Genomic DNA, 25,805 nt, shown 5'->3' with positions numbered 1-25,805 from the left:
TACGGTTAAATCCCTGTTGCCTCAGTGCGGTCCCCATATGGGTCGGGAATGCCCAAAACTGCAAGTGCCTTTGTTTCGAGCGCCTCCATCGCCTCGGCATCCTCGTCCGACGTCTCGTGATCGTGGCCGGCCAGATGGAGCAGGCCGTGGATGATCAGGTGAGTGGCGTGGTGCTCTACCGGGATGCCCTTTTCGGCTGCCTCGCGCGCGCAGGTTTCACAGGCCAGCGCCAGATCGCCCAGCATTTCGGGCGGCCCGGCCCCGTCCAGATCGAGCAGGGCATCACGCTCAAGCATCGGGAAGGACAGCACGTTGGTCGGCTTGTCCTTCGCCCGCCATTCGCGGTTGAGAACATGGACTTCGGCGTCGCTGGTGAACAGCAGGCTGGCGGTAAGCCGTTCATTGTCCAGCTCCGGCGCCATCGTGACCAGCGCATCAAGCGCGGCCTGCGCAAGATCGGCCCAGTCCGTGGCAGCATCCCAAGGTTCTTCGATATCGATTTCGAGGTCCATGGAATGCGCCTTATCGTGCGAGGCTCGCCGGGTCGAGATCAACCTTGCGCTGCCCCGAACGCCTTCTTCATACCCCGCCCCGGACAATCCGCCCATTGTGCCGCGCGGCGCCATGCCATACCGGGCGGGGCATGAGCCGGCTCGATTCACACCTCGAGGCAGCGCTGGAGCGCATTACCCGCGCCGGACAGCGTCGGACCTTGCGCGCCACCACCTTGCTGTCCGACGGCCGGATAGAGCGCGGCGGACGCACCATGCTCGACTTTTCCAGTAACGACTACCTTGGCCTGGCGCGCCATCCGCTGCTCGTGGAACGCTCTACCCGATGGGCCGGGCGCGACGGTTCGGGCTCGGGCGCATCGCGGCTGGTCACGGGAACCAGCGCCGCGCACCTTGCTCTCGAAGCGCGCATCGCCGCGTTCAAGCATTGCGAGGCGGCGCTGATCTTCGCCAGCGGCTGGCAAGCCAACGCGGCAGTGATACCCGCGCTGCTTGCCGCCGTTCCGGGGATTGCGGTGTTCTCCGACCGGCTGATCCACGCATCAATGCACGCCGGAATCGCGATGGCGGGCGTGCGCCAGCATCGTTTCCGCCACAACGACCTCGACCACCTCGAAGCCCTGCTGGCGGAAAAGGGCGCGGATGCCCCCGCTCGCCTGATCCTGACCGAAAGCGTCTTCTCGATGGACGGGGACCGCGCCGACATGGTGCGTCTTGCCGATATCGCGCAGCGCCACGACGCCGCGCTGTTCGTCGACGAAGCACATGCTACCGGCGTGCTTGGTCCCGAGGGGCGCGGCCTTTCGGCGCTGGTGCCGGGCAAGGTGGACCTTGTCATGGGCACGTTCAGCAAGGCGCTGGGCGGCTTTGGTGCCTATGTTGCCGGATCGCGGGTGCTGATCGACTACCTGACGAACGCGGCCAGCGGCTTCATCTTCACCACCGCCCCGCCGCCCGCCGTGCTGGGCGCGGTGGATGCCGCGCTGGACCTGCTGCCGGGGATGGGGACAGAGCGCGCCCACCTTGCCGCTCTGGGCGACCGGCTGCGTGCGGGGCTGGCCCGCCTAGGGCTGGACCACGGCGCGTCCTCGACCCAGATCGTGCCCGCCGTGATCGGACCGGAGGACAAGGCCATGGCCCTGTCGGCACAACTGGAGGAGGCAGGCTTCCTTGCCTCCGCAATCCGGCCGCCCACGGTGCCCGCAGGCACCAGCCGCCTGCGCCTTGCCCTGCGTGCGGGCCATAGCGAGGCGGACATCGACGCCCTGCTCGGCGCGATCGAGGCTGCTGCGGGACCGGACAGGTGAAGCTGCTGTTCGCCCACGGCTGGGGCTTCGACCGCCATTTCTGGACGCCGCTGGCCGCGCTGCTGCCCGAATGGACGCATGAAATCGACGATCGCGGCTACTTCGGCGCGGCCCACGCGCCCGCCGTCGAAGGACCGTGCATTGCCGTGACGCATTCCTTCGGCACCATGCGCGTCCTTGCCGCGCCGCCGCCGGGGCTGGTCGGCATCGTGGCGATCAACGGGTTCGAGCGGTTCACGGCCGTCACCGGCCGCCCCGGCATACCGCCACGCGTACTTGACCGCATGGCACGCCGCTTCGCGACGGACCCGCGCGGCGTGCTTGCCGAATTCCGCAAGACCTGTGGTGCAAGCGAAGCGTTCGGCGAAATCGACGCCGAACCGCTGGCCGCCGACCTGCTGCGCCTGCGCGACGCGGCGCCTGCGCTGAGGGACCTGCCGGGGGACGTGCCCATCGTCGCCGTCCATGGCGGCGCGGACCCGCTGCTGCCGCCGGACATGCGCGCCGCCACTTTCGCAGGAAGCCGGGTCCACCGCATCGAGCATGCCGGCGCGGGCCACCTGCTTCCCGTTGAAGCGCCTCACCTGTGCGCTGCGGCCGTTCGCGGGATCATGGCACCGTGAGCCAGCGCAACCGCATCCGCAGCGCCTTCGGCTCCGCACCCGATTACGAAGGGCACGCCCGCATCCAGCGCGATGTGGCCGCCACGCTGGCCGCGCGCATCGCCGGGCTGGACCTTGCCCCGGCCCCGCGCGTGCTGGAAATCGGCTGCGGCACCGGGTTCCTTACCCGCGCCCTGATCGAACGGGGCATCGGCGGCGACTGGCTGGTCACGGACATTGCGCCCGAAATGGTGGAGCGTTGCCGCGCCGCCGCGCCGCCTTGCGATGCATCGCGAACCCTGCGCTTCGCCACCCTCGACGGAGAGCACGGAACGCCCGAAGGTGCGCCGTTCGACCTCATCTGCTCCAGTCTTGCGATGCAGTGGTTCGACGATACCCCCGCCGCCCTTGCGCGACTGGCGCAGTGGCTGGCGCCGGGCGGGCACCTTGTCATCACCACGCTTGGACCGCGCAGCTTCGGCGAATGGCGCGCCGCTCACGCTGCGCAAGGGATCGCCCCCGGCACCCCCGCCTTCGCCGCCGTGGACGCCTTTGCGACCCTGTCGCCCGAAACGCTGATCGTCGAGGACGTGACCGAGCGTCACCCCGACCCGCGCAGCTTCCTGCGCGCGGTGAAGGCCATCGGTGCGGGCACGTCGGCGCCCTCTCACCGCCCGCTTACCCCGGCCCAACTGCGCAGCGTCATGGCCCGGTTCGCCCAAAGCGGATGCGAAGTGACCTATGAGGTCGTGACCTGCCACTTGCATCGGGCCACGACCTTTCCTTACGTGAGCCCCCAATGACCCAGCGCACTCTCTCCCGGCCCCTGATCGTCACCGGCACGGATACCGGCATCGGCAAGACCGTGTTCGCCGCTGCGCTGGCCGGTGCGCTGCAGGCACATTACTGGAAGCCGGTACAGGCCGGGATCGAGGAAGAAGGCCCCGATGCCCAGCGCGTCGGCTTCCTTGGCGGGCTGCCCGCAGGCAAGGTGCTGCCCGAAGCCTACAGCCTGACCACGCCCTGCTCCCCCCACCTTGCCGCAGAGATCGACGGCGTGACGATCGACACGGCCCGGCTTGCGCTGCCACAGGTCGACGGGCCGCTGGTGGTGGAAGGCGCAGGCGGCGCACTTGTCCCGATATCCCGCACGCAAACTTATGCGGACCAGTTCGCCCGCTGGGGTGCCCCGGTAGTGCTGGTGGCGCGCACGATGCTGGGCACGATCAACCATTCGCTCCTGTCGATAGAGGCGCTGCGCGCGCGCGGCGTAGAGATTCTGGGCGTCGCCTTCGTGGGCGATCCGGTGGAGGACAGCGAGACGACCATCTGCGCCATGGGCAAGGTAAAGCGCCTTGGCCGCCTGCCCCGCCTTGATCCGCTGACGCCCGAGGCGCTGGCCGCCGCTTTCACCGCCAACTTCCGCGTGGAGGATTTCGCGTGACCCTGCCGCCCGCCTCCTCGCCCGTCTGGCATCCTTTCACCCAGCATGGTCTGGGAGAGCCGATCCCGCTCGTCACCCATGCCGAAGGCGCGCTGCTGCACACGGCGGACGGGCGCACGGTGATCGATGCGATATCCTCCTGGTGGGTCACTACGCACGGCCACTGCCACCCGCGCATCATGGCCGCCATCGCCGAACAGGCGGGCAAGCTGGACCAGCTGATCTTCGCGGGCTGGACGCACGAACCCGCCGAACAGGTCGCCGCCGGGCTGACCGCGATCATGCCGCCCGAACTGACGCGGGTGTTCTTCTCTGACAGCGGCTCCACCAGCGTCGAAGTCGCGATCAAGATGGCGCTCGGCTACTGGCATGCCCGCGGGCCAGAAAACGGGGGCGAGCCGCGCCATCGGATCGTGGTGATGGAACATTCCTATCATGGCGACACCATCGGCGCGATGTCGGTCGGCGCGCGCGGGGTGTTCAACCAGCCTTACGCGCCGCTGCTGTTCGACGTGGGCCGCATCCCCTACCCTGCCGCCGGGGCCGAGCAGGAAACGCTGGATGCGCTTGAGGCCCTGTGCCGCGCCGGGGATATCGCCGCGCTGATCCTTGAGCCGCTGATTTTGGGTTCGGGCGGTATGCTGGTCTACGGCCCCGAAACCCTGCGCGCCATGCGCGAAATCTGCACGCGATACGGCGTCCTGTTCATCGCCGACGAAGTGATGACCGGGTGGGGCCGCACCGGCACCCTGCTTGCCTGCGAACAGGCGGATGTCGTGCCCGATATCCTGTGTCTTTCCAAGGGCCTGACCGGCGGATCGCTGCCGCTGGCCGTCACCATGGCGACCGAGGCGATCTTCGCCGCGCACTGGTCCACCGACCGGGCGAAGATGTTTTTCCATTCGTCCAGCTACACCGCCAACCCGCTGGCCTGCGCGGCAGCCGCAGCGAACCTGGCGATCTGGGCCGAAGAGCCGGTGCGCGCCTGCATCGATGATCTGGCCCGGCGCCAGTCCGCATGGCTGGAGAAGCTGGGCCGGTTCTGCCACTTCGATAACCCGCGCACGCTGGGCACGATCGCCGCGCTGGATTTCCGCACCCTTGGCGAAGGCGGCTACATGGACAGCCTGGCCCCCGAACTCATGGCCTTCTTCCGCAGCCGCGATGTGCTGCTGCGGCCGCTGGGCAACACCGTCTACGTGATGCCGCCTTATTGCATCACCGACGATCAGCTGGACGAAGTGTGGAACGCCATCGGCGAGGCGGTCGTCTCTTTCTGATTGCGGGAAAGCGCCGGAAAGTCGCGGACAAGCCATCGACGGCCAGGCCGACGGTTCGGTTACTGATACCGATTCGCAACATTCGGCGACAAATGAAATCGTAGCGCAAATATTGCTATTGCGAATGATCCGCATTGCCGTTAGCGGCCCCTGCAATCGAGTGCCCGACACTCGCAATCAGGGGTCATTTACCTATGAAGTTCAAGTTCGCTCTGATGCTGGGTTGCGCCGGCGTCTTCGCTGCTCCCGCCATGGCGCAGACCGCCGGTGAAGGGGCCGAAAGCGACCAGATCGTCGTCACCGGCAAGTATACCCTTGAAGACAAGATCGACACCGCAACCGGCCTTGGCCTTTCGGTTCAGGAAACCCCGCAGTCGGTCAGCATCATCACTGCACAGCGCATCCTTGACCAGAACCTGATCAGCATCAAGGACGTGGTCGACAACGGGGTCGGCGTTGCAGTCAGCGAAACCGACGATGTGCGCAACTCGTTCTTCGCGCGCGGCTTCGAGATCGAGAACACCCAGATCGACGGCGTGCCGACGGCATGGGCGCTGGGCGGTGACCGTGGTGAAACGCTGGCCGACCTTTCGATCTATGAACGCGTCGAAATCGTGCGCGGCTCCACCGGCCTGCTGAGCGGCGTGGGCGATCCGTCCGCATCGATCAACCTGGTGCGCAAGCATGCCGACCGCACCGACTGGACCGGCTATGTCAACGCCGGCTACGGCAGCTGGGACACGTGGCGCCTGTCGGGCGATGTCGGCGGCGCGGTAACCTCCGACGGTCGCCTGCGCGTGCGCGGCGTGGCGCGCTATGAAGAAGGCGATGCCTTCACCGACTACTACAGCAACAAGAAGCTGGTGCTCTACGGCACGCTGGAAGCGGACATCACGCCCGATACCCTGCTGCGCGTCGGCTTCAGCCACCAGCGCAACGATCCGCACGGCGTCTTCTGGGGCAGCCTGCCGACCTTCTACAGCGACGGCACGGTCGCCGAATGGCGCCGTTCGAAGACCACGACGCAGCCCTGGACGACCTGGAAGACGATCAACCAGAACTTCTTCACCTCGCTGCGCCATGACTTCGGCAACGGCTGGAGCATCCAGGGCAACTACAACCGCCAGCGCAACACCCAATTCACCGAGATCCTGTACCTTTCGGGCGTGGTCGATCGCGAAACCGGGCTGGGGCTGGCAAGCAACCCCTATTCGGCCTACGGCGTCAGCATCCAGAACAGCTACGACGCCCAGCTGAAGGGCAAGCTGACGGTGTTCGGCCGGGATCACGATCTGGTGCTGGGCTACCTCAACAGCACCCTGAACCGTCACACGGACAGCTTCTGCCCGCTCAACGGCGATCCCATCTGCTCGTACAACTTCCCGGCGGCAGGCGATTTCAACAACTGGGACGAAAATTCCTACCCCAACCCCGGCTTCCTTGAAACCGGAACCCGCGTGGAACAGGAACGCATCAAGCAGATCGGCTACTACGGCGCCCTGCGCGTGAACGTCGCTGACTGGCTCAAGGTCATCGGCGGCGGCCGCCTGGCGACCTGGCGCCGCAACGGCGAGGCTTACAACGTCGTGACGACGTACGGGGACAAGAACGTGTTCATCCCCTATGCCGGTGTGCTGGCGGACATCACGCCGAACCACCGCATCTATGCCAGCTACACCACGATCTACCAGCCGCAGAACCTGCGTGACGAAAACTACAACCAGCTGGATCCGGTCACCGGCAAGTCCTACGAAGTCGGCCTGAAGAGCAACTTCTTCAACGAAGCGCTGCAGACCTCGGTTGCGCTGTTCCGCATCGAGCAGGACAACCTTGGCCAGATCGACGGCGTGCAGATCCCGATCCCGGGCGGCGGCCAGCTGTTCCAGCCCTATCGCGCCGCCAAGGGCGCCGTCAGCAAGGGCTTCGAAATCGAAGTGACCGGCGAACCGCTGCCCGGCTGGAACATCAATGCCGGCTACAGCCAGTTCAAGATCCGCGACGCATTCGGCAACGACGTCAACACCAACCAGCCGCGCCGCATGCTCAAGCTGTTCTCCACCTACACCGTCGGCGACCTGACCTTCGGCGGCGGCGTGAACTACCGCAGCAAGGTCTATCGGGACGGCAACAACCCCGTGCTCGTCGAGACGGACGCGAATGGCGATCCCATTCTTGACGACGCAGGCAACACCACCCCGCTGCCCTTCCGCTTCGAACAGAAGAGCTACGTGCTGGTCAACCTGATGGCCCGCTACAACGTGACCGAGGCGCTGCAGCTGCAGGGCAACGTCGAGAACCTGTTCGACAAGAAGTATTACAGCCAGGTCGGCCCGTTCAGCCAGTACCGCTACGGCGAACCGCGCAGCTTCATGGTCAGCACGAACTACAAGTTCTGATCGATCGACGGGGGTGCCGCAAGGCGCCCCCGTTCTTCGTTACAGGTCCATCACGCTCGGCTTGCTTGACCGTTCGATCATGCCGGTCGTCTCCACGCCGTCCCAGGTGTAGACCGCGTGGGCCTGCTGGACGATGGGCCAGTCCTTGGGCCAGTCCGGCGGCAGCACATGCCCCCCGCGCGAACGGGTGTTGGCGAAAGTCCGCCCGGCGATCTCCACCCGGCGGCCGTCCACCGTCTCCAGCACGCACGACACGTCTTCTCCGCCGGTCAAAAGCCTGCGCAGCCACGGGATTCCCACTGGCCGCGCCCCAGTGCGCACGCCCTGTTCAACGATCCAGCCTTCCGAATAGCTGGGCGCCTCCCCCTCCCGCGGGGGATAGGAATTGAAGCCGAAAGCGCGGCCGTCAGGAAATACCGCCGATTGCCAGCAATGGCCCCAGAAGCCCGCGAAAGCGCGAAATCCGGTGCGGCGGATGCGCAGGCCATTGCCGCGAAAGGTCCGCTCTTCTCCGTCGATGACAAGCGTGCCGGTGCAGCGGAACAGCTGTTCGTAGCGCGGGCTCATGTAATCGCCCTGCCTGCCGCCCAGCGCCTCTGCCGCTTCGGGCAGGATCGTGCCCGGCTCCCACGGGATCGCGGCCATCTGCATGTCGATGGTGAAGGCAATGTCGCTCCACGCTGTCTCTGTGAAGTCCGGATTGTCGAGGATTTCCTGCGCGCTGGTCCGCGCCACCGGCCCTTCGAAGGCCGCCGTCCACCGATGGAACGGCTCTGTGCATTCGAAGCGCAGCGGTCCGGTGCCGCGCACCGTGGGTCGCCCCTGTGCGTCATGGGCAGAGTGCGCATCCCCGTCGCCCCGACGCGACCACAGCCGCCCGTCCGTGAAGGCGATGTCCAGCCACAGTTCGTGCCGGTCCCACTGCGCGCCCACGGCTTCCACGCCCACGCGCATGGCGAAAAGGCCGTTCTCCTCCTCTACCCACACGTTCACCGCATCGCGGATGCCGTCATCAGGCCGCTGCGCCACGACATATTCGCGCTCGACCGGGATGCCGCCCGACAGGTCCGCCATGATCGCTCTCCCTCTTCTTTCGAAAAGGAAGCTGTCACGCAGCGCGCCCCCGGTCACGCGCCAAGACGCGCGCCGGGGCGATCAGTCGCCAGGCAGGCGCCGTTCAGGCGTAAGGCGGCTTGTGCAGGCCGGTGGGGCTGGTGGTGAAGATCTCACAGCCGTCTTCGGTGATGCCGATCGAGTGTTCGAACTGCGCGGAAAGCGACTTGTCGCGCGTCACCGCCGTCCAGCCATCGTTGAGCAGCTTCACCGGCGGCTTGCCCAGGTTGATCATCGGTTCGATCGTCATGAACATGCCGGGGCGCAGTTCCGGCCCGGTGCCGGGGCGACCGGCATGGACCACTTCGGGCGCATCATGGAACAGACGGCCCAAGCCATGGCCGCAGAATTCGCGCACCACGCCATAACGGTTCGCTTCGGCATAAGCCTGAATGGCCGCGCCGATGTCTCCCACCCGGTTGCCGGGCTTGGCCTGCTCGATGCCGATCATCAGGCATTCGTAAGTCACGTCGACCAGACGGCGGGCCTTCAGCGCCACGTCGCCGACCAGGTACATGCGGCTGGTGTCGCCGTGCCAGCCGTCCAGCAGCGGGGTCACGTCGATGTTGACGATATCGCCGTCCTTGAGCGTCTTTTCCGAAGGGATGCCGTGGCAGACGACATGGTTGATCGAAATGCAGCACGAATGCGCATAGCCGCGATAGCCAAGCGTAGCCGGCACCGCGCCGCCCGCCAGCGTCAGTTCGCGCACCTTGTCGTCGATGGCGGCGGTGGTGACGCCCGGCTGCACCATCGGCGCGATCTCATCAAGGATCTTCGCGGCAAGCGCGCCTGCGCGGCGCATGCCTTCGAAGCCTTCGGGGCCATGCAGCTTGATGGTGCCGTCGCGCAGCAGCGCTTCCTGGCCGGGCTCTACGATCTGGTATTCGGTCATCCGCCCCAGATAGCGCATCGGGGGCGGAATTGCGAGATCAGGGTTTCACCGAGAACGCCGAACGATACTGCGGCTTGAGCGCGGCCATCACCTTGCCCGTCACCGGAACGGTCACTTCATAGCTGCCTTCGGCGTAAGGCCCCGCCTCGTAAGGGGCCACCAGCACGCCGATGCGGTCGAAGGTCTTGCCGTTGGTAGAGCCCAGGATCAGCGTCTGCGCGGTGGGATCGATGCATTCGGTGAACATTTGCCCGCTGTCACGCTGTACCGGCTCTCCGCGCTTGCCCTCACGCGCCTTGTCCAGCCCGTCGCAGAACGGCGCGCGCAGGGCGTTGCGCAACGCGTCCTGGCTGGTGAACAGATCCAGCGGCTTGCGCGCGGTATCCGCGCCCCGATCCCACAACAGGGTATCGAACCCGCTCATCCCGTGCGCGCCGCCGCTGTACTGGTACATCTCGGAAGAAAGCGAGAGCCAGCCCGGCAGATCGGTCACGACCTTCCAGTCCACCTGCATCGAATGGGCGTGATAGGGAAAGCCATCCTTGGCCATCTCCGCCTTGTCACTGCGCGCGGAGGAAACCAGTTCGCCCTTGGTATCGTCCAGCTTCCGGTCAAGCATCGCGCGCAGCCCCGGCAGCGCCGCCGCCGCATCGGGGTAGGAATAGCCGAACTCGTAAAGGTCGTTCTCTTCCTTTTCGGCGCGGCCCTTGACCGGCGGCGCCTCGGAAGGGGCATCGGTGGAGGCCATCGGCAGCGCCTCTTCGCTGGCGGCAACGGTGGCGCTCGGCTGCGGATCGCTGTTGCCCGATCCGCTGCACGCAGCAGCCGCAAAGGCCAGAACAACAACCATACCGGAGTATCGCATCAAATTTCCTCTCGCACTCAGGCTCGGGTGGAGGCTAGAGAATCAGGCCATGAGCGACAAGAACGCATTGATCCAGCCCGACCGGGGCCAGCAGGCCGTCTCCATCCACCTTATCGACAAGGATGGACTGGATAAATTCACCAAGGGCCTCACCGTTCCCCAGCGCGCCATGCTGGAGGCTGCGCGGTTTGACGCAAGTGCCGGGGAATACGTCATTCTTCCCGAAGATGACGGCTGGTGCGTGGCTGCCGGGATTGCCGACGCCGCGCAACTCGGCGGCTGGTGCATGGCCAGACTGGCCGAAAAGCTGCCCGCCGGAACCTATCGCCGTGCCGGCGGGGAACCGGGCGCGGCGATCTTCGGCTGGATTCTCGGCCAGTACAGCTTCGATCGCTACAAGGCCGATGCGGAAGACCACGGCCCGCGCGTGCTCCTGACCGGCGAGCCCGCGCAGATCGCCGCGCTCACTGCCGAAGCCGAAGCGGTCATGCTGGTGCGCGATCTTGTCAACACCCCGGCCGAGGACATGGGGCCTGCCCAGCTGGAGGCCGAAGCCGAAGCGCTGCACAAGGCATTCCGCGCCGAAATCCGCGTGACCCGCGGCGAGGTGCTGGAACGGGACTTCCCGATGGTCCACGCGGTCGGCCGCGCGGCGGGCCGCAGCCATGCGCCGCGCCTGATCGAACTGGAATGGGGCGATCCGAAGAACCCGCGCATCGCGGTGGTAGGCAAGGGCGTGTGCTTCGATTCGGGCGGCCTCGACGTGAAGCCGTCCTCCGGAATGCTGCTGATGAAGAAGGACATGGGCGGCGCGGCCCACGCCCTTGCCCTTGCGCGCCTGATCATGGACGCGCAGTTGCCGGTGCGTCTGCACGTGCTGATCCCGGCGGTGGAGAACGCGATCTCGGGCAACGCCTTCCGCCCCGGCGACGTCCTGCGCAGCCGTGCCGGCATCACGGTGGAAATCGGCAATACCGACGCCGAAGGCCGCCTGATCCTGGGCGATGCGCTCACCCGCGCGGGGGAGGAAAAGCCCGAACTCATCATCGACTTCGCCACTCTGACCGGCGCCGCGCGTGTTGCCGTCGGCCCGGACCTTCCCGCCCTGTTCACGCGGGAAGATGCGACGGCCGATGCCCTGCTGGCAGCGGGCAAGGCGGTGGACGACCCGTGCTGGCGTCTGCCGCTCCACGAAGGCTACCGCGAATACCTGAAGTCCGACGTGGCAGACATCAACAATGCCGGTTCCAGCGGCTTCGCAGGCGCCAGCACGGCAGCGCTGTTCCTCGACCGCTTCGTGCCCAAGGGCATGGACTGGGCGCACTTCGACACGTTCGCCTGGCGCCCCACCGCAAAGGCCGGCCGTCCCAAGGGCGGCGAGGCTCTGGGCCTGCGCGCCGCCTGGCACATGCTCAAGGGCCGCTATGGCTGAACACGGCACGCAAACTCCCAACCTTGCGAAAACCGCGTGTCTCGGCTAGGCGCGCGCATCTTTGACTTTGGAGACGCACCCGCGTTGGCATCTGTGGATTCGTATACTCGCCTTGACATGACGGACGGCATGCCTGCCCAGACCATGCTGGCGATGACAGGCCCCAGTGTGAGCGCCGACCCCGGTCACCTGCCCGTGCGCGGCGACCTTGCCCACATCAAGCTGGCAGGCCGCTACTTCGTGCCGCACTATGCGGTGCCGATGCCGCACACGCTGAAGGACGGCGCGGTCCTGCGCGTGTTCGGCCGCGACGATGCCGACGCCATCATCGATCTGCCGGCGGGCGAAACCTTCAACGTGCTCGACATCGCCGGCGCCTGGTCCTGGGGCCAGCTGGGTGAGGACGGCGCGGTCGGCTACGTGGCTCTCTCGGATCTGGAAGCGGCATGACCACCAGCGTCTTCATCGACGGTGCAGCGGGCACCACCGGCCTCGAAATCGCCGACCGGCTGGCGGGCCGCAGCGAATTTTCGCTCATCACGCTTGGCGATGACAAGCGCAAGGACGACGCCGCGCGCGCGGAAGCGCTGAACGATGCCGATGTCGTGATCCTGTGCCTGCCAGACGATGCCGCCAAGGCCGCCGTCGGCATGATCGCCAAAGATCGTACCCGCGTGATCGACGCGTCTTCCGCCCACCGCGTCGCGGCAGGCTGGACTTACGGCTTCCCCGAGATCGTCGGCCATGACACCGTGGCGCAGGCCCGCTTCGTCAGCAATCCGGGCTGCTATCCCACCGGCTTCATCGGCCTCGTCGCGCCGCTGGTGCGCAGCCGTCTGCTGCCCGCCGACTGGCCCTATGTCTGCCATGCCGTCTCGGGTTACTCGGGCGGCGGCAAGGCCCTGATTGCACGGTTCGAAGACGATGCCGACATCGCCTTCCGCGCCTACGGCCTTGCGCTTGGCCACAAGCATGTGCCGGAAATGAAGGCGCAGGCGGGCATCGGCCACGATCCGATCTTCGCCCCCGCCGTTGTCCCTGCCCATCGCGGCATGCTGGTCGAAGTGCCGCTGCATCTGTCGATGATGGGCAAGGCCGGTTCGGCTGATGCCCTGCGCGCCGCGCTGGCCGAATTCTACGCGGACAGCAAGGTCGTGAAGGTCGAGGCCGACCAGCCCGACGAACTGCTGCTGCGCGCCTCGATGGAGCCGGTGGACACCCTGACCCTGCGCGTGCTGGGTGCAAAGGACGGTTCGCAGGCGCGCCTGGTCGCGATTCTCGACAATCTCGGCAAGGGTGCAAGCGGTGCTGCGGTGCAGAACCTCAATATCATGGCCGGACTCGACGAAACGGCGGGCCTGCGGCTTTAAATCGACCGCAACCACCCTCACCGGCACAACGAAACGACCCGCAAAAAGCAGCCCGCGCCGCTTTTTGCGGGTCGTTTCGTTATGCCTGCGCTCCCCGCGGCGTCAGCGCGGCGTCGGAGCGGCGTCAGCGCGACGGCCCGCCACAGGGGCAAACTGCCCAAGCGAGCAGCAATGCACAATTTTCAGGCAGCACTTGCCCGAATATTGAACACAAGATTTCCCAAACCCGCCGCATCATATGCGACAGATTGTTTACTGACCGGGTAAATCGCCCAAATCCGGTCTTTTCGCAGGCGCACACTCGGCCTATCAGTAGGCCGACCGCATTGGCACGATTCTTGATGGGAATCGCGCGCGAGGCATCTGGTTCCCGGACCGGTACCCTCAGAATACAGTCCGGGTGCAAGTGCAGGGGTCCAGGCAGGCGTGAAGAAGATCGAAGCCATCATCAAGCCGTTCAAGCTCGACGAAGTGAAGGAGGCGCTGCACGAAGTCGGCGTCTCGGGCATCACCGTTACCGAGGCGAAAGGCTTTGGCCGCCAGAAGGGCCATACCGAACTCTACCGCGGCGCCGAATACGTCGTGGATTTCCTTCCCAAGGTTAAGCTCGAAGTCGTCGTGCCCGACGCGCTGGCCGAACGCGTGGTCGAAGCGATCGCCGACGCCGCGCAGACCGGCCGCATCGGCGACGGCAAGATTTTCGTCGTGCCCGTGGAAACCGCAGTGCGGATTCGCACCGGCGAGCGGGACGACGACGCGCTCTAAGTATCCGATGGATTGGGCTGCGATGGTGGGGACCGTCGCATTCCCGTGACAAGACTACCCTATCCTCTTTCGGGATCGGAAGAGTAACGCTGGAGAACCAAGAAAATGGCAAGTGCAAAGGACGTCCTCAAGCAGATCAAGGACGAGGAGATCGAATGGGTCGATCTTCGCTTCACGGACCCCAAGGGCAAGTGGCAGCACCTGACCATGGTCTCGACCGTCCTCGGCGAAGATGAGCTGGAAGACGGCCTCATGTTCGACGGTTCGTCGATCGAAGGCTGGAAGGCCATCAACGAGTCGGACATGATCCTCAAGCCCGACCTCGACGCCGTGTACGTCGATCCGTTCTCGGCCACGCCGATGCTGATCCTGTTCTGCGACATCGTCGAACCCTCGACCGGCGAACTCTACGCCCGCGACCCGCGTTCGACCGCGAAGCGCGCTGAATCGTTCGTCAAGTCGGCCGGCTTCGGCGACACCGTGTTCGTCGGCCCCGAAGCCGAATTCTTCATGTTCGACGACGTGAAGTTCTACGACGGCTACGACGGCAACGGCTTCAAGATCGACGACATCGAACTGCCGACCAACTCGAACAAGGACTACGACGTGGGCAACCTCGCTCACCGTCCGCGTGCGAAGGGCGGCTACTTCCCCGTCGCTCCGGTCGATTCGGCTGTCGACATCCGCGCCGAAATGGTTTCGACCATGATCGAAATGGGCCTCCCCTGCGACAAGCACCACCACGAAGTGGCCTCGGCGCAGCACGAACTGGGCCTGACCTTCGGCAAGCTGGTCACCACCGCTGACCGCATGCAGATCTACAAGTACGTCGTGCACATGGTCGCACAGGCTTACGGCAAGACCGCAACGTTCATGCCCAAGCCGATCATGAAGGACAACGGATCGGGCATGCACACGCATATCTCGATCTGGAACGAAGGTGAAAACACCTTCGCCGGCAACGGCTACGCCGGTCTGTCGGACACCTGCCTGTACTTCATCGGCGGCGTCATCAAGCACGCCAAGGCCCTGAACGCCTTCACCAACCCGACCACCAACAGCTACAAGCGCCTGGTTCCGGGTTACGAAGCACCGGTGCTGCTCGCCTACTCGGCGCGCAACCGTTCGGCCTCGTGCCGCATCCCCTACGGTGCGGGCACCAAGGCAAAGCGCGTGGAATTCCGCTTCCCCGACGCGATGGCCAACCCCTACCTGTGCTACGCCTCGCTTCTGATGGCCGGCCTCGACGGCATCAAGAACAAGATCCATCCGGGCGAAGCGATGGACAAGAACCTCTACGATCTGCCGCCGGCCGAACTCGCCGAAGTGCCGACCGTCTGCGGTTCGCTGCGTGAAGCTCTGGACGCCCTTCAGGCCGACCACGCCTTCCTTCTCGAAGGCGGCGTGTTCACCGAAGACCAGATCGAAGCCTACCTCGAACTCAAGTGGCCCGAAGTTCTGCGTTGGGAAACCACGCCGTCGGCCGTTGAATTCGACATGTACTACAGCGCCTGATCCTTTCGATCAGGCGGCGACCAGTTCGCCGAGTGGGGGCGTCCGGAGCAATCCGGGCGCCCCTTTCGCGTTCAGGGTTACTGCCGCGCCCAGGATGACAAATCCGGATAGCAGCGGGCAGGCTGCAAAAATCCGCTTTCCTACAAGATCACGCCGGATGTACTGGATTCGCAACCCCGCAAGAGACGGGACAGTACAGCGTCTTGGACAAGGCGCACATCCTTCCATTCGGGCGCATCGCGGGCAGTTGTTCTGCCTTCCGATACTACGCGCATATCTGTAGCGAAAGGGAACGTACATGAATCGCAAGCCGATCTTCGACGCCGTCCGCAAGATGCTGGGTCGTTCGTTCACGCAGGCCGAAGTCAACGCGCTGGACAAGGCCATCGACCTTGCCACCGGTGGCCTCACCGCCAGCCTGCCCCCCGAACCTGCCGCCCCCTCTCCCCCCTCTTCCCCCGGCGTGTCAGGCCGCACCCTCGGCGCCGCGGGCAGCAAGCTGATCAAGAAGTGGGAGGGCTGTGCAAGGCGGCTCGCGGACGGCACTTTTGCCGCCTACCCCGACCCGGGCAGCGCCGACGGCAAGCCCTGGACCATTGGCTGGGGATCTACCGGCCCCGACGTGAAGAAGGGCGTCATCTGGACGCAGGCCCAGTGCGACGCCCGCTTCGATATCGACATGGTCGACTACGTAAAGGAAGTGGCTGCCTTCATCGGCACCGCACCGACATCGCAGAACCAGTTCGATGCACTCGTTTCATTCCACTACAACACCGGCAAGATCGCCAGCTCGACGCTCGGCAAGCGCCACAAGGAAGGGAAATTCCCTGCGGCGCAGGCCGAATTCGGCAAGTGGATCTACAACGACGGCAAGCCGATGAACGGCCTCAAGAACCGCCGCGCGGATGAAGCAAAACTCTACGCAGCCCCCTGAACAGGGCAGGGCAGGACAAGACAAGACAGGGCAGTGCCGCGCCAGGGTCATTCTCAGTGCGGCACCGCGCCCGTTTCCACGCCGGTCTTGTCGTAAAGGGCGAAGCGATCGACGATGTCCGCACTCGCCCGGTTATAGCCGACCACTTCGACGCTGCGCCCGTCGCGCTGCAGCCGCTCGACGACCTTGTCCAGCGCGCCCACGCCCGAAATATCCCAGAAGTGCGCCGCCGACACGTCGATGACAACGTGCCCCGCAACGGCCTCTGCCTGGAACGCGCGGGTGAACCGCTCCACCGAAGCGAAGAAGATCTGGCCCGATACCCGGTACGTGGCGATGCCGTCTTCCTCGCGCCGCTCCACCGCGAACATGCGCTGGACCTTCCCCGCGAAGAACACTCCTGACAGCAGCACCCCCGCCAGCACGCCCAGCGACAGGTCGCGCGTTGCCACGACGACGCCGACCGTCACCAGCATCACCACCGACGACGTCGGCGGATGGCGCCTGAGATTGGCGATCGATGCCCAGCTGAAGGTGCCGATCGAAACCATGATCATGACCGCAACAAGTGCGGGCATCGGCACCCGGCCGACCCACGGTCCCAGTACCGCCAGCAGGAACAGCAGGAAGGCGCCGGCGACGAAAGTGGACAGCCGGCCGCGCCCGCCCGAGGTCACATTGATCACCGACTGGCCGATCATCGCGCAACCGCCCATGCCTCCGAACAGCGCAGCCACCACATTGGCCCCGCCCTGCCCGACGCATTCGACGCGCTTGTCGCTGTCCGTATCGGTCATGTCATCAACGATCTGCGCGGTCAGTAGCGATTCCAGCAGGCCCACGGCCGCCATCGTCAGCGAATAGGGCGCGATGATCCGCAGCGTCTCGAAAGTCAGCGGCACGTGCGGCAGGGCGAAACTGGGCAGCCCCTCGGGCAGCTTGCCCATGTCGGCCACCGTGTTGACCGGCAGGCCCATGCCGATCGAGATTGCCGTCAGCACCAGGATAGCGACCAGTGGCGAAGGCACTGCCTTCGTCACGCGCGGGAACAGGTAGATGATCGCCAGCCCGGCCGCGACCATCGCATACGTCTGCCAGCCCACATTGGTCAGCTGCGGCAATTGCGCCATGAAGATCAGGATGGCCAGCGCGTTGACGAACCCGGTAATGACCGAGCGCGAGACGAACTGCATCACCAGATCCAGCCGCATCAGCCCGGCTATCGCCTGGATCAGCCCCATCAGGATCGTCGCCGCGAAGAGATATTCGACGCCGTGGTCGCGCACCAGCGATCCCACCAGCACGGCCACCGATGCGGTCGCAGCCGAGATCATCGCCGAGCGCCCGCCGACAAGCGCGATGACGATCGCGATGGCGACCGAGGCATAGAGGCCGACGCGCGGGTCCACCCCGGCGATGATCGAAAAGCCGATCGCCTCCGGGATCAGGGCCAGGGCAACGACGATACCGGCAAGCACTTCGCGACGCAGGAAGGCTGCATCGCCGAACCACTCCCGGCGGTAACGGGAAAGTTTGTCAGACATGGAAAATTCCACAACAAGGCACGATTACACAACCACGGGCGCCCAGATGGCACCAAGGTTTCAGCGAATGTGTGATGTTGTCCGGCGGATCGGCGGCCGGAATAGCCACCCGGAATTTCACCGGGTCCTTGCGATTGGCGCTCTGTTAGCGCAGCGGGATGAGGCTTTGCAAGCCGGTTGGCGCTCAAGACGCCAGAATCGGCCCATGACACGGCGCCCCAACACGCGCAGGCTGTGCGGGCTTGATGTCTGATTTGGGTGGATAGTTGCCGCTCCGCCGAAGCGTTACTGCTTCCTAGAACGCTTGATTGCTGATGCGAACAGGCTGACCGAAAAGACTGCCAGCGCAAGGCCGATCAACGACCCAAACGCGCCCATGGTCGCTTGGGCAAGTAAGGCCAGAACAAAAGCTAAGCAGCCTGCTGTGACCGAAACGCTTATCGGATAGTTGTCTAAACCTCGCATGCCATACACATGCCAGTGGCATCAAACGTCCGCAACGGGGCGGAAGCGGAAGTTGTGAGCGGATCACATTCTCCCGGCTGTACGCTCATAAGAAATAGCTACGAAAAGGGCCAACGCGGTGACACCTAACCATGTTAAAAAAGCGAGGAAAAACTCACCCTTCCACGAAATATAAACGAGGCATGAGAGCAAAATAGTCGACCCAAGGGCTAAGTGCCCAAGCGTGCGCTTTGGTCGCTGCAGGCGTGCTTCAATCAGCCAGAATGTCGTCGCCACCAAAAGAAGAACTATTCCGCCAATTACAGACTGGGTCGAGAACCCAGCCATTGCGAAAAACATAACGGCCAGCCAAAGACGCGACTTCGATTTTCGCCGGTTCACTCGCATGTTCGTCATCGAAACACGATGACACTTATGCCTAATGTCCGCAACGGGCCATGTACGCCCGGCAGCTTGCTCGCCCTTGCCCGCGACGCTCATGTCAGAGCGGACAGGCAGCTATCTGGTCATCCCGCGCCAATACGGACGACGTCTCGACCTGAGCGGCTCTCGACAGTAGGTTCCCGGAGGGCCTTTCCCGATGGAGCCGCTCGCCACGCTTCGCTAGAACCGGCCCTCGAAGCTGAGGCCGAACGTGCGCGGGTCGGTCAGCAAGCCGCGGGTGCGGCCGTCGAAGTCCAGGAAGAAGACGGCGGGTTTCTGGACGTCGAAGATGTTCGAAACCAGCAGGAAGGCGCCGAAGTTTTCGCCCTGCCAGCCCAGCTTGGCGTTGACCAGCGTGCGGCCCGGGCGCACGCAATTCATCACATTCCCCCGAAAATGTAACAGCGCCGCTACAAATAATCCATATTGCGAGTCAATAGCGTTAAAGCTAACGGCGTGTGGGGCAGGGATACGGGGGAATGTAATGCTGGATTTTGTCACGATCGGAGCGGCGCTGCTGGCATCGCTGGGCGGTCTGTTCCTGCTGTGGCATGGCTGGAAGACCCATGCCGACATGCGACTGCGCGCCGCTTGCGTGGCCCTGCTGTGGAGCATGTCGGCGGCAATCTGGATCTGGCGCTTCGGGGCGGAGATCGGCATACCGCTGGCGCTGGAGACAGCTGCGCTCGTCGCCTTCGGCTTCATCCTCACCCGGATGGAGCGGCGCGAGGAGCGGCCTGCGCGCAAGCGGGCCGCCATTGTTGATGCCGCCGCCTCCTCCTCGCGCGGGTCGTGGAGGCGCTATGTCCTTGGCACGGTGCGGGTGCTGGTGGCGGGGCCGCTCGGCCTGATCGCCGCCATGGCCATTGCCGTCGTCATCGCCACGCGCACGCCGATGGCGGAGCAGACCCGCCTGATCCTTGCCGGACTGATCGTGCCCACGCTTTGGGCGATAGGCATCGGATGGGTCGTGTGCCACCGGCGGCTTGCGGTTCAGGCGGCATCCTTCGCCACCATCGGCGCCGCAGGGATCGGCCTCACCTTGCTGGCGGGGGCCTGAACCATGGCGCGTTTCAGGATACCCAACGCCTTCACCCGTTCGATGCTGGACGGGCACGGCCTGATCGGCGTGATCTTCGGCGCGGTGATCTACATGCTGTGCCTGTCGGGCTCGCTGATCGTGCTGGTGGACCAGTTGACCATCTGGGAGCGCCCGCAGGCCACCATCGTGCGCGCGGTGTCGCCCGACATGCTCCAGCGCGTGAGCGAGGACGCCTATGCCCGCGCCAGCGCGGCGGGCGTGGCCCACGACATCTTCATCAACGCGCCGACGCCCGAACTGCCGCTGCTCAACATCTATGCCTACGGCGAGGGCGGCGAGGCAGACAACCACCGCGAATGGAGCGCCGACGCCAACGGAAAGCTGGGCCCCGCGCTGGAAGTGCCGTGGGTCGTGTTCGTGCAGGAACTGCACTTCAACCTCACCGTTCCCGGTGCGCTTGGCCGCTATCTGGTGGGCATCTTCGGCACCCTGCTGCTGGCCAGCCTGTTCACCGGCATTCTTGCGCATCGCCGCATCCTCAAGGACGCGTTCCGCCTGCGCTGGGGCGGCAGCACGCGCCTGACCAACGCGGACCTGCACAACCGCATCGGCGTGTGGGCGCTGCCCTTCCACCTCATCGTCTCACTGACCGGATCGCTGCTGGGGCTTTCGGGCCTCATCATCTTCGGCCTTGCCATGGTTGCCTTCAAGGGCGACCAGACCCGCGCCATCGCCTCGCTGCTGGGCCCGCAGGCGAGCGAGGACAGCCGCCCCGCGCCGGTGCCCGACATCCGCCCGATGCTCGCCCTGATCGACGCCGAGACGCCCGGCGCCCGCGTCAGCCAGCTGCGTCTGGAGCATGTCGGCACGGCCGGTCAGCAGGTGACCGTATCCGTCGCCGCGCCGGGCCATCTGACGCGCGCGGAAAGCTATGTGTTCAGCCCCGATGGCACGCTGAAACAGAAGGCGGGCTTCACCGACGGCAACGTCGGCATGCGCATCTACGGGATGCTGACGCCGCTGCATTACGGCACTTATGGCGGGCTTGCGCTCAAGGTGATCTACGCACTGCTCGGCGGCGGACTGACGCTCATCGTCGCGACGGGCGGCAATGTGTGGCTGGCCCGGCGCCGGGATCAGGGACGCCCTGCCCCGCGCCTCGAACGGCTGTGGAGCGGGCTGCTCTGGGGCCAGCCGCTGGCTCTGACGCTGGCTGCCATTGGTGAAGTCGCGGGCCTCGCCCCCGCCCTGCCGACATACTGGGCCGTGACGCTGCTGGTCTGGCTCGTCGTGCTGGCTCTGCCGCAGAGATTGCCCCCCGCCCGCTTGCTGCGCCCCATGGCAGGCATTGCATTGCTGGTGCTGGCCTGCAGCCACATGGCGATCAACGCATTGGGCAACGAACTGGGCAATACAACTTCAAATGGCATCGACCTGCTCTGGCTGTCCGTGGGTCTGGGCATGCTCTACCCTTTTCTGGCAAGCTGTATCCGCCGTGAAAGGCGAGTGTGAAAAGCAGCGCTCGATGGACGAACGCTGCACCGATACCTGAGGCGATAGCGCGCCCGACTATGTGAGATCAGAAGGTGCGGGCAAGGGCCAGCGAAACTACCGCTCCCGATTGCTGGTCGCGTCGTTCGCTGCCGCTGGAGGTGCCTGCCCGGTCCGGGCTGTAGAACTGCCGCATCCGGAAGTTGTCCTGTCCATTGAAGGCTGTTGCGCGCAGGGTCGCCTTGAAACCGGCCAGTGCAGTGGTTTCTATGTAGGCACCCCATAGTGCCCTGTCGCGGGCGAGCAGGACTTCGCCGGTGTAGAAGACCCTGGCTTCCTCCGGAGCGGTCCAGGTCACGCCCCATGACGATTTCAGTCTGGGCACGTCTTGACGGAATTCTGCCGTCAGGGACTGGGCTGCGACATCGTCCATCGGACGGTAGCGCCCAATTATCGGATCGTGAAACCGCGAGCCGCGCCAGGTTCCGTCCACTGTCAGACGGGCGCCCTTCAGAACACTCTCCAGCGGTAATGTGCCCTGCATCGAGATGCCCCACTGCCGGGCATTGCCGATAGTACCGATCGCTTGATCCCCGTTGGCAAGCACGAGATAGCCGAGCATGCCTGTATGCCATTGATGGTAGGATTCGATTGCGACTGCGCCGCCTTTGCCCCAGCGATGGTCGATGCGAAGAAGGGCACGCGTCACACGCGCCGGGCGCAGGCCGGAATTGCCGCCCAAAGGCCGGCCGTCTGCCTGGTTCACCGAGGCCGCGAAATCGCCGAAGGACAACTGATCGACGGTCCGGCGGGCCCCCAGCCGGACCTGCGTGGCGCCCGAAGGCGACCAGACCAGGGCCATTGACGGCTTCAGGTACGACAGGCTCTGCTCCTGCGCTGCCTCGCCGGTCACCCGAATGCGAGAGAGTTCTACCGCCAGTCCAGTCTCCAGATTGATCTGCCCTGTCAGCTTGACGGTAAGGTTGGCGAAAGCCTCGCCGCGCAATTCCGAAACGCGGGTCCGGTCGTTGGCAAGCGGGATGGCGATAAGGCCGCTGCCCGTGTCCTCGGCATAGTCCAGATGGCTCGACAAGCGATTATAGGCGATCTCGCCTCCGAATTCGGGGCGCAGCGTGTGGTTGCCTTCGCGCGTGATGGTGGTCCGGGCCACGAATTCACTTGGCCTTTCCACTTGCGATGAAAGGCCGCGATAGTCGGCTTCCACGTAATCCTCGTCCGTGGTGTAGCGCTCGATCCGGCCAAGCCCCACCAGCTTGGCGGTCCAGCCCGCGCCGATCCGGCGGGTCCAGTCCAGCCCCAGTTCGCCGCTGCGGCCCTTTTCGTCATAGGCGATGTCGCGCCGGGCATCGGGGGTGTCGTCAGCGGCGCCGTCAAAGATGTCGATCCCGCGTCTGGAGGAGTAGCCGTCCTTGTTGAGCCTCAGGTTCACCGTCAGCGTGCCACCCGCCAGCGGACCGGACGTGCTGAGCGCCAGCCCATATTCAGGCGCCTTGCCCGCGATATGCTCCTGCCGCGTGGAGGTGAGAGCACCGATCGCATTCCGGTCGAGATAGGTGCCGTCGGTAGGAAAGCGTACCATCTCGCCCGAAAGTTCGATGTTGGTCTGCCATCCGGCGATGCGCCGTGCGTGGCTGATGCGTGCGGAAGGAGAGATCACGCCGTCCGCCGTATGGCTGAGAGTAAGCGAGGCATTGCCCGACCCGCCGGCATCGGCGCGCAGCACCAGATTGGCGACAAGCGTTTGTCCCTGCGCTTCGGCGGCATCGGTGCCGCGCAGCAGGACCACGCGTTCCACCCGCGACGCTGCGATGCGGCGCAGCACTTCGGATATGCCGCCGCCTTTGACGGTGGGGCGCTGCCCGTCGATCAGAACGTTGCCCGCAGCACCGCCAAAACCACGGACCGAAGTGCCTTCACTCAGAATGAAGCCGGGGGTGCGCTCCAGCATGTCGAGCGCGGTCTGGGGCTGGAAGGGCTTGTAGAAGTCGGCCGGATAGACCGGGTCGGGACCGGCGGGGACGACGGCCGGCGGAGCCTCCTGCCCTGTTCGCTTCAGGGATTGTGTTTCGTCCAGCGGCGTGGCGGTGGCGGCCATGCCGGCAAGCATCAGGGAAAGGGAATTCATCAAAGCGGACTCAGCACCCATTGGAGAAAGGCCAGCGGAACGGACGCCGTCACAAGCCAGATCCATGCCCGGCTGGCGCTGCCGGTATGAAAGACCGCCATCGAAACAAGCGCGAAGATCGCGAAGCTGGCCAGCGTTGCGGCGACGACCGCTTCGGCACGATCCATGCCGCACAGCGCGAGCATGAACGAAAGGACGATCGTGGCCTGCGCGGTCACGCCATAAGCGCCAAGCGTGCCGGCAAGCGTGCGCGCCGTCACCGAGCGACGATGACGACGCGCACTGACCGCCGCAGCAGGAAGCAAGGGGGAGGGATCATCTGCTGCGGCTTGTTTTGTGGAATTGCTCATGGCGATCTCATTTATCGGCGAGAAGGGGTCAGGATTTGTGCGACTGCAAACGCAGCATGCGCTGGATGCGTTCGCGGTTGGTCTGCCCGGTCAGCACCAGCGCGGCAGCCACGCTCAGCCATCCGAACCACACGACTGAACCGTAGGCCCAGCCCATAGCCAGCCCGGCGACGCCGAAAGCCAGTACAAGCAGGCCAAGGCCGCTCCAGCGCATCGACTTCGACAGCCGCGGGGAAAGTTTCCGCCGCAGCCAGTCCTGCTGGTGACGCGTCATGGCCATGAGCAACAGCGCAAAACCGAGCAGTGCCGGTGCGGCGATGGCAAGGTGGATCATGCCGGGGCCTCCGCCGCATTGCGCCTGCGGCGTGCAGGAGCGGCCTTCGGCTGGTGGCGCAGGACTTTCCAGGCGGTGTAGCCAAGACCCGCTGCGAAGGCGATGATCGTGAGGTCGAAACCAGCGAAGGTCCAATCAGCCCGGTAAAGGCTTGGCCCCAGCCCGCGGGACGTTGCGGCGGCGTTGACGATCGGGACGAGCGCGAACAGCACGGCGCTTGCCGACAGGGCTTCCACCCAGGCGCGCTTGGCAGGCCGCGCCAGCGTCCAGACGAAGATCAGGCCCCAGACGATGAACAGGCTGTCGATCTCCCACTGATCGCGCTCCGCCAGATCGACGGGAAGCAGGCGGTTGGCGAGGAAGTAGGCCGCCATTCCCCCCGGCGCACCGGCGATGAAACCGATGTTTAGGCGTTCCACGAGCCGGAACCCGAAATGCGGGCGCGCCGGATCGGGCAGCTTGGTGCGCCGCTTCACGCACCACAGGGCAAGCCCTGTCGCGCACATTGCGGTGCCGCCGATGCCTGACAGGAAGTAGAGCCAGCGCAGCCCGACACCGGCAAACCAGCCGGTGTGCAGGTCGACCATGATCTCGCGCGTCAGGCTGGCACCGCCCTTGGTCTGCGCGGGTATCGGGACGGCCCGACCTTGCGCGGCGTTCAGATACAGGTTCTCGCGACGACCGCTGCCCCAGTCTCTGCGCTCGGGAATGAGCCGCGCGGTCGCTCCGGCGTCACCTGGATGCTCGATGATGACGTAACTGGCAGGAGCGCCCTGCCACTGGCTTTCAGCGATCGCGAGCAGACGCTCCAGGGGCATGGTCGGCGCCGGGACGCCGCTGGCGGCGCGCTCCTCGGGCCGGGGGTTCAGTGTCTTTGAGAAGGTATCCTGATCCACGAAGTTCGCGGTGATCGCCCAGGGCATCAGCATGAACAGCAACGTGACCAGCCCGGTATAGGTGATCATGATGTGAAACGGCAGGACCAGCACGCCGGTGGCGTTATGCGCATCCAGCCAGCTGCGCTGCCCCTTGCCCAGCCGCATCTGGAAGAAGTCGGTGAAGATCTTCTTGTGCGTCACCACGCCCGAAAGGATCGCCACCAGCATCGCCAGCGCCGCAACGCATACCGTATAGCGGCCCCAGCGCACGGAGATGTAGTGCAGGTCGAAATGCATGCGGTAGAGGAAGAACCCGCCCTGCGTGTCACGGACCGCCAGTTCGCGCCCGGTCTGCGGGTCCAGCGTGATCTCTTCCCGGTCGTACCGATCCTGCCCCGGCAAGCTCCATGACACTTTCAGCCCGCTGCCGCCACGCGCGTTTGGAAGGGCGACGTTCCAGCTCTCCGCTCCTTCGCCGCGTTGGCGCAGGAGCGTGTCGGCAGCCGCCAGCGCACCCGGACTGACTGCCGTGCGGGCAGGCAGTTCGGGACGCATCCAGGCGTCGATCTCGTGATGAAAGAACGCTGCAGTCCCGAACAGGAAGACGATGTACAGTATCCAGCCCGGAACAAGCCCGGCCCAGGTGTGCAGCCACGCCATCGACTGGCGAAAACCCTGCTTCATGACGCGGCTTTTCCCGCG

24 protein-coding genes and 1 other annotated feature are annotated in these 25,805 nt (G+C 65.2%); of the genes, 14 read left to right on the top strand and 10 right to left on the bottom strand.

Features of this window, described 5'->3' with window-relative positions:
• Window positions 1-5 precede the first annotated feature (5 nt).
• The gene (gene ybeY / locus A8V01_RS24975) at window positions 6-512 is read right to left on the bottom strand and encodes an rRNA maturation RNase YbeY (RefSeq protein ID WP_103098960.1); all 507 of its coding nucleotides are present in this window, start codon (window positions 510-512) and stop codon (window positions 6-8) included.
• A gap of 131 nt (window positions 513-643) precedes the next feature.
• Here ybeY and A8V01_RS24970 point away from each other — a divergent pair, with 131 nt between their 5' ends.
• From A8V01_RS24970 to A8V01_RS24945, 6 genes are all read left to right on the top strand, one after another.
• Entirely contained in the window at window positions 644-1,819 is a 1,176-nt protein-coding gene (locus A8V01_RS24970; RefSeq protein WP_103098959.1) for an aminotransferase class I/II-fold pyridoxal phosphate-dependent enzyme, read from the top strand.
• A complete protein-coding gene (locus tag A8V01_RS24965) occupies window positions 1,816-2,442 on the top strand; it encodes an alpha/beta fold hydrolase (RefSeq protein WP_103098958.1) in 627 nt (208 codons plus the stop codon). Before A8V01_RS24970 ends, A8V01_RS24965 begins: the two co-directional genes overlap by 4 nt.
• Entirely contained in the window at window positions 2,439-3,224 is a 786-nt protein-coding gene (locus A8V01_RS24960) for a methyltransferase domain-containing protein (RefSeq protein WP_103099048.1), read from the top strand. The genes A8V01_RS24965 and A8V01_RS24960 overlap by 4 nt, the downstream gene beginning before the upstream one ends.
• Entirely contained in the window at window positions 3,221-3,865 is a 645-nt protein-coding gene (gene bioD, locus A8V01_RS24955) for a dethiobiotin synthase (protein WP_103098957.1), read from the top strand. The genes A8V01_RS24960 and bioD overlap by 4 nt, the downstream gene beginning before the upstream one ends.
• The gene (locus A8V01_RS24950; protein WP_103098956.1) at window positions 3,862-5,145 is read left to right on the top strand and encodes an adenosylmethionine--8-amino-7-oxononanoate transaminase; all 1,284 of its coding nucleotides are present in this window, start codon (window positions 3,862-3,864) and stop codon (window positions 5,143-5,145) included. Before bioD ends, A8V01_RS24950 begins: the two co-directional genes overlap by 4 nt.
• 194 nt (window positions 5,146-5,339) lie before the next feature.
• The gene (locus A8V01_RS24945; RefSeq protein ID WP_103098955.1) at window positions 5,340-7,541 is read left to right on the top strand and encodes a TonB-dependent siderophore receptor; all 2,202 of its coding nucleotides are present in this window, start codon (window positions 5,340-5,342) and stop codon (window positions 7,539-7,541) included.
• Between the two features lie 39 nt (window positions 7,542-7,580).
• On the opposite strand, the gene A8V01_RS24940 is transcribed toward A8V01_RS24945, so the two are convergent.
• The 3 genes from A8V01_RS24940 to A8V01_RS24930 all read right to left on the bottom strand — a co-directional run bounded on the left by A8V01_RS24940 (window position 7,581) and on the right by A8V01_RS24930 (window position 10,414).
• On the bottom strand, window positions 7,581-8,615 hold the full coding sequence (locus A8V01_RS24940) for a hypothetical protein (RefSeq protein WP_245892815.1): 1,035 nt from the start codon (window positions 8,613-8,615) through the stop codon (window positions 7,581-7,583).
• A gap of 103 nt (window positions 8,616-8,718) precedes the next feature.
• Window positions 8,719-9,549 carry a type I methionyl aminopeptidase gene (map, locus tag A8V01_RS24935; RefSeq protein WP_103099046.1) on the bottom strand — a complete coding sequence of 277 codons (831 nt, stop codon included), beginning with the start codon at window positions 9,547-9,549 and terminating at the stop codon, window positions 8,719-8,721.
• Window positions 9,550-9,586: 37 nt separating this feature from the next.
• The gene (locus A8V01_RS24930) at window positions 9,587-10,414 is read right to left on the bottom strand and encodes a DUF4163 domain-containing protein (RefSeq protein ID WP_245892814.1); all 828 of its coding nucleotides are present in this window, start codon (window positions 10,412-10,414) and stop codon (window positions 9,587-9,589) included.
• Window positions 10,415-10,463: 49 nt separating this feature from the next.
• Here A8V01_RS24930 and A8V01_RS24925 point away from each other — a divergent pair, with 49 nt between their 5' ends.
• The 6 genes from A8V01_RS24925 (at window position 10,464) to A8V01_RS24900 (ending at window position 16,430) form a co-directional block, all read left to right on the top strand.
• A complete protein-coding gene (locus tag A8V01_RS24925) occupies window positions 10,464-11,846 on the top strand; it encodes a leucyl aminopeptidase family protein (protein ID WP_103098953.1) in 1,383 nt (460 codons plus the stop codon).
• Window positions 11,847-11,975: 129 nt separating this feature from the next.
• A complete protein-coding gene (locus A8V01_RS24920) occupies window positions 11,976-12,296 on the top strand; it encodes an SH3 domain-containing protein (RefSeq protein ID WP_245892813.1) in 321 nt (106 codons plus the stop codon).
• Complete coding sequence (gene argC, locus A8V01_RS24915) at window positions 12,293-13,216, top strand: N-acetyl-gamma-glutamyl-phosphate reductase (protein WP_103098952.1); 924 nt, start codon at window positions 12,293-12,295, stop codon at window positions 13,214-13,216. The genes A8V01_RS24920 and argC overlap by 4 nt, the downstream gene beginning before the upstream one ends.
• 426 nt (window positions 13,217-13,642) lie before the next feature.
• On the top strand, window positions 13,643-13,981 hold the full coding sequence (locus A8V01_RS24910) for a P-II family nitrogen regulator (RefSeq protein WP_008832116.1): 339 nt from the start codon (window positions 13,643-13,645) through the stop codon (window positions 13,979-13,981).
• Window positions 13,982-14,086: 105 nt separating this feature from the next.
• Complete coding sequence (glnA, locus tag A8V01_RS24905) at window positions 14,087-15,496, top strand: type I glutamate--ammonia ligase (protein WP_103098951.1); 1,410 nt, start codon at window positions 14,087-14,089, stop codon at window positions 15,494-15,496.
• 298 nt (window positions 15,497-15,794) lie between these two features.
• Entirely contained in the window at window positions 15,795-16,430 is a 636-nt protein-coding gene (locus A8V01_RS24900; RefSeq protein ID WP_103098950.1) for a lysozyme, read from the top strand.
• Window positions 16,431-16,483: 53 nt separating this feature from the next.
• On the opposite strand, the gene A8V01_RS24895 is transcribed toward A8V01_RS24900, so the two are convergent.
• Together A8V01_RS24895 and A8V01_RS24890 are read right to left on the bottom strand one after the other, a co-directional pair.
• On the bottom strand, window positions 16,484-17,974 hold the full coding sequence (locus A8V01_RS24895) for a SulP family inorganic anion transporter (RefSeq protein ID WP_103098949.1): 1,491 nt from the start codon (window positions 17,972-17,974) through the stop codon (window positions 16,484-16,486).
• A gap of 75 nt (window positions 17,975-18,049) precedes the next feature.
• Window positions 18,050-18,105: a sequence feature (sul1 is cis-regulatory element that is thought to sense ions involved in sulfur or methionine metabolism; They are found in Alphaproteobacteria), on the bottom strand.
• Between the two features lie 937 nt (window positions 18,106-19,042).
• Window positions 19,043-19,243, bottom strand: coding sequence for a hypothetical protein (locus tag A8V01_RS24890; protein ID WP_103098948.1), 201 nt, complete (start codon window positions 19,241-19,243; stop codon window positions 19,043-19,045).
• 103 nt (window positions 19,244-19,346) lie between these two features.
• Here A8V01_RS24890 and A8V01_RS24885 point away from each other — a divergent pair, with 103 nt between their 5' ends.
• Together A8V01_RS24885 and A8V01_RS24880 are read left to right on the top strand one after the other, a co-directional pair.
• Window positions 19,347-19,922 carry a hypothetical protein gene (locus A8V01_RS24885; protein WP_103098947.1) on the top strand — a complete coding sequence of 192 codons (576 nt, stop codon included), beginning with the start codon at window positions 19,347-19,349 and terminating at the stop codon, window positions 19,920-19,922.
• A gap of 3 nt (window positions 19,923-19,925) precedes the next feature.
• Window positions 19,926-21,416: a PepSY-associated TM helix domain-containing protein gene (locus A8V01_RS24880; RefSeq protein WP_103098946.1), complete on the top strand. Its 1,491-nt coding sequence runs from the start codon at window positions 19,926-19,928 to the stop codon at window positions 21,414-21,416.
• A 67-nt stretch (window positions 21,417-21,483) separates the two neighbouring features.
• On the opposite strand, the gene A8V01_RS24875 is transcribed toward A8V01_RS24880, so the two are convergent.
• Genes A8V01_RS24875 through A8V01_RS24860 form a run of 4 tightly spaced genes read right to left on the bottom strand, consistent with a single transcriptional unit; the run spans window position 21,484 to window position 25,787 of the window.
• Window positions 21,484-23,541 carry a TonB-dependent receptor plug domain-containing protein gene (locus A8V01_RS24875; RefSeq protein WP_146037384.1) on the bottom strand — a complete coding sequence of 686 codons (2,058 nt, stop codon included), beginning with the start codon at window positions 23,539-23,541 and terminating at the stop codon, window positions 21,484-21,486.
• Entirely contained in the window at window positions 23,541-23,891 is a 351-nt protein-coding gene (locus A8V01_RS24870; RefSeq protein WP_245892812.1) for a hypothetical protein, read from the bottom strand. The genes A8V01_RS24875 and A8V01_RS24870 overlap by 1 nt, the downstream gene beginning before the upstream one ends.
• Before the next feature lie 28 nt (window positions 23,892-23,919).
• On the bottom strand, window positions 23,920-24,225 hold the full coding sequence (locus A8V01_RS24865) for a DUF3325 domain-containing protein (RefSeq protein ID WP_103098945.1): 306 nt from the start codon (window positions 24,223-24,225) through the stop codon (window positions 23,920-23,922).
• On the bottom strand, window positions 24,222-25,787 hold the full coding sequence (locus A8V01_RS24860; protein WP_103098944.1) for a PepSY-associated TM helix domain-containing protein: 1,566 nt from the start codon (window positions 25,785-25,787) through the stop codon (window positions 24,222-24,224). The genes A8V01_RS24865 and A8V01_RS24860 overlap by 4 nt, the downstream gene beginning before the upstream one ends.
• Window positions 25,788-25,805 lie beyond the last annotated feature (18 nt).

It is taken from the genome of Novosphingobium guangzhouense, from assembly GCF_002896965.1.
GTDB lineage: Bacteria > Pseudomonadota > Alphaproteobacteria > Sphingomonadales > Sphingomonadaceae > Novosphingobium > Novosphingobium guangzhouense.
The sequence above is the reverse complement of the archived record's forward strand: the minus strand, read 5'-3'. Positions and strand labels throughout refer to the sequence as shown.

What these genes read in the sequence shown, in the direction of transcription:
- bioD (WP_103098957.1), top strand. Translation starts at nt 3,221, where the DNA reads ATGACCCAGCGCACTCTCTCCCGGCCCCTGATCGTCACCGGCACGGAT.
- A8V01_RS24885 (WP_103098947.1), top strand. Translation starts at nt 19,347, where the DNA reads ATGCTGGATTTTGTCACGATCGGAGCGGCGCTGCTGGCATCGCTGGGC.
- A8V01_RS24930 (WP_245892814.1), bottom strand. Translation starts at nt 10,414, where the DNA reads ATGCGATACTCCGGTATGGTTGTTGTTCTGGCCTTTGCGGCTGCTGCG.
- A8V01_RS24890 (WP_103098948.1), bottom strand. Translation starts at nt 19,243, where the DNA reads ATGAATTGCGTGCGCCCGGGCCGCACGCTGGTCAACGCCAAGCTGGGC.
- A8V01_RS24860 (WP_103098944.1), bottom strand. Translation starts at nt 25,787, where the DNA reads ATGAAGCAGGGTTTTCGCCAGTCGATGGCGTGGCTGCACACCTGGGCC.
- A8V01_RS24945 (WP_103098955.1), top strand. Translation starts at nt 5,340, where the DNA reads ATGAAGTTCAAGTTCGCTCTGATGCTGGGTTGCGCCGGCGTCTTCGCT.
- A8V01_RS24900 (WP_103098950.1), top strand. Translation starts at nt 15,795, where the DNA reads ATGAATCGCAAGCCGATCTTCGACGCCGTCCGCAAGATGCTGGGTCGT.
- A8V01_RS24925 (WP_103098953.1), top strand. Translation starts at nt 10,464, where the DNA reads ATGAGCGACAAGAACGCATTGATCCAGCCCGACCGGGGCCAGCAGGCC.
- ybeY (WP_103098960.1), bottom strand. Translation starts at nt 512, where the DNA reads ATGGACCTCGAAATCGATATCGAAGAACCTTGGGATGCTGCCACGGAC.
- argC (WP_103098952.1), top strand. Translation starts at nt 12,293, where the DNA reads ATGACCACCAGCGTCTTCATCGACGGTGCAGCGGGCACCACCGGCCTC.
- A8V01_RS24895 (WP_103098949.1), bottom strand. Translation starts at nt 17,974, where the DNA reads ATGTCTGACAAACTTTCCCGTTACCGCCGGGAGTGGTTCGGCGATGCA.
- glnA (WP_103098951.1), top strand. Translation starts at nt 14,087, where the DNA reads ATGGCAAGTGCAAAGGACGTCCTCAAGCAGATCAAGGACGAGGAGATC.
- A8V01_RS24920 (WP_245892813.1), top strand. Translation starts at nt 11,976, where the DNA reads ATGCCTGCCCAGACCATGCTGGCGATGACAGGCCCCAGTGTGAGCGCC.
- A8V01_RS24870 (WP_245892812.1), bottom strand. Translation starts at nt 23,891, where the DNA reads ATGAGCAATTCCACAAAACAAGCCGCAGCAGATGATCCCTCCCCCTTG.
- A8V01_RS24880 (WP_103098946.1), top strand. Translation starts at nt 19,926, where the DNA reads ATGGCGCGTTTCAGGATACCCAACGCCTTCACCCGTTCGATGCTGGAC.
- A8V01_RS24970 (WP_103098959.1), top strand. Translation starts at nt 644, where the DNA reads ATGAGCCGGCTCGATTCACACCTCGAGGCAGCGCTGGAGCGCATTACC.
- A8V01_RS24875 (WP_146037384.1), bottom strand. Translation starts at nt 23,541, where the DNA reads ATGAATTCCCTTTCCCTGATGCTTGCCGGCATGGCCGCCACCGCCACG.
- A8V01_RS24865 (WP_103098945.1), bottom strand. Translation starts at nt 24,225, where the DNA reads ATGATCCACCTTGCCATCGCCGCACCGGCACTGCTCGGTTTTGCGCTG.
- A8V01_RS24940 (WP_245892815.1), bottom strand. Translation starts at nt 8,615, where the DNA reads ATGGCGGACCTGTCGGGCGGCATCCCGGTCGAGCGCGAATATGTCGTG.
- map (WP_103099046.1), bottom strand. Translation starts at nt 9,549, where the DNA reads ATGACCGAATACCAGATCGTAGAGCCCGGCCAGGAAGCGCTGCTGCGC.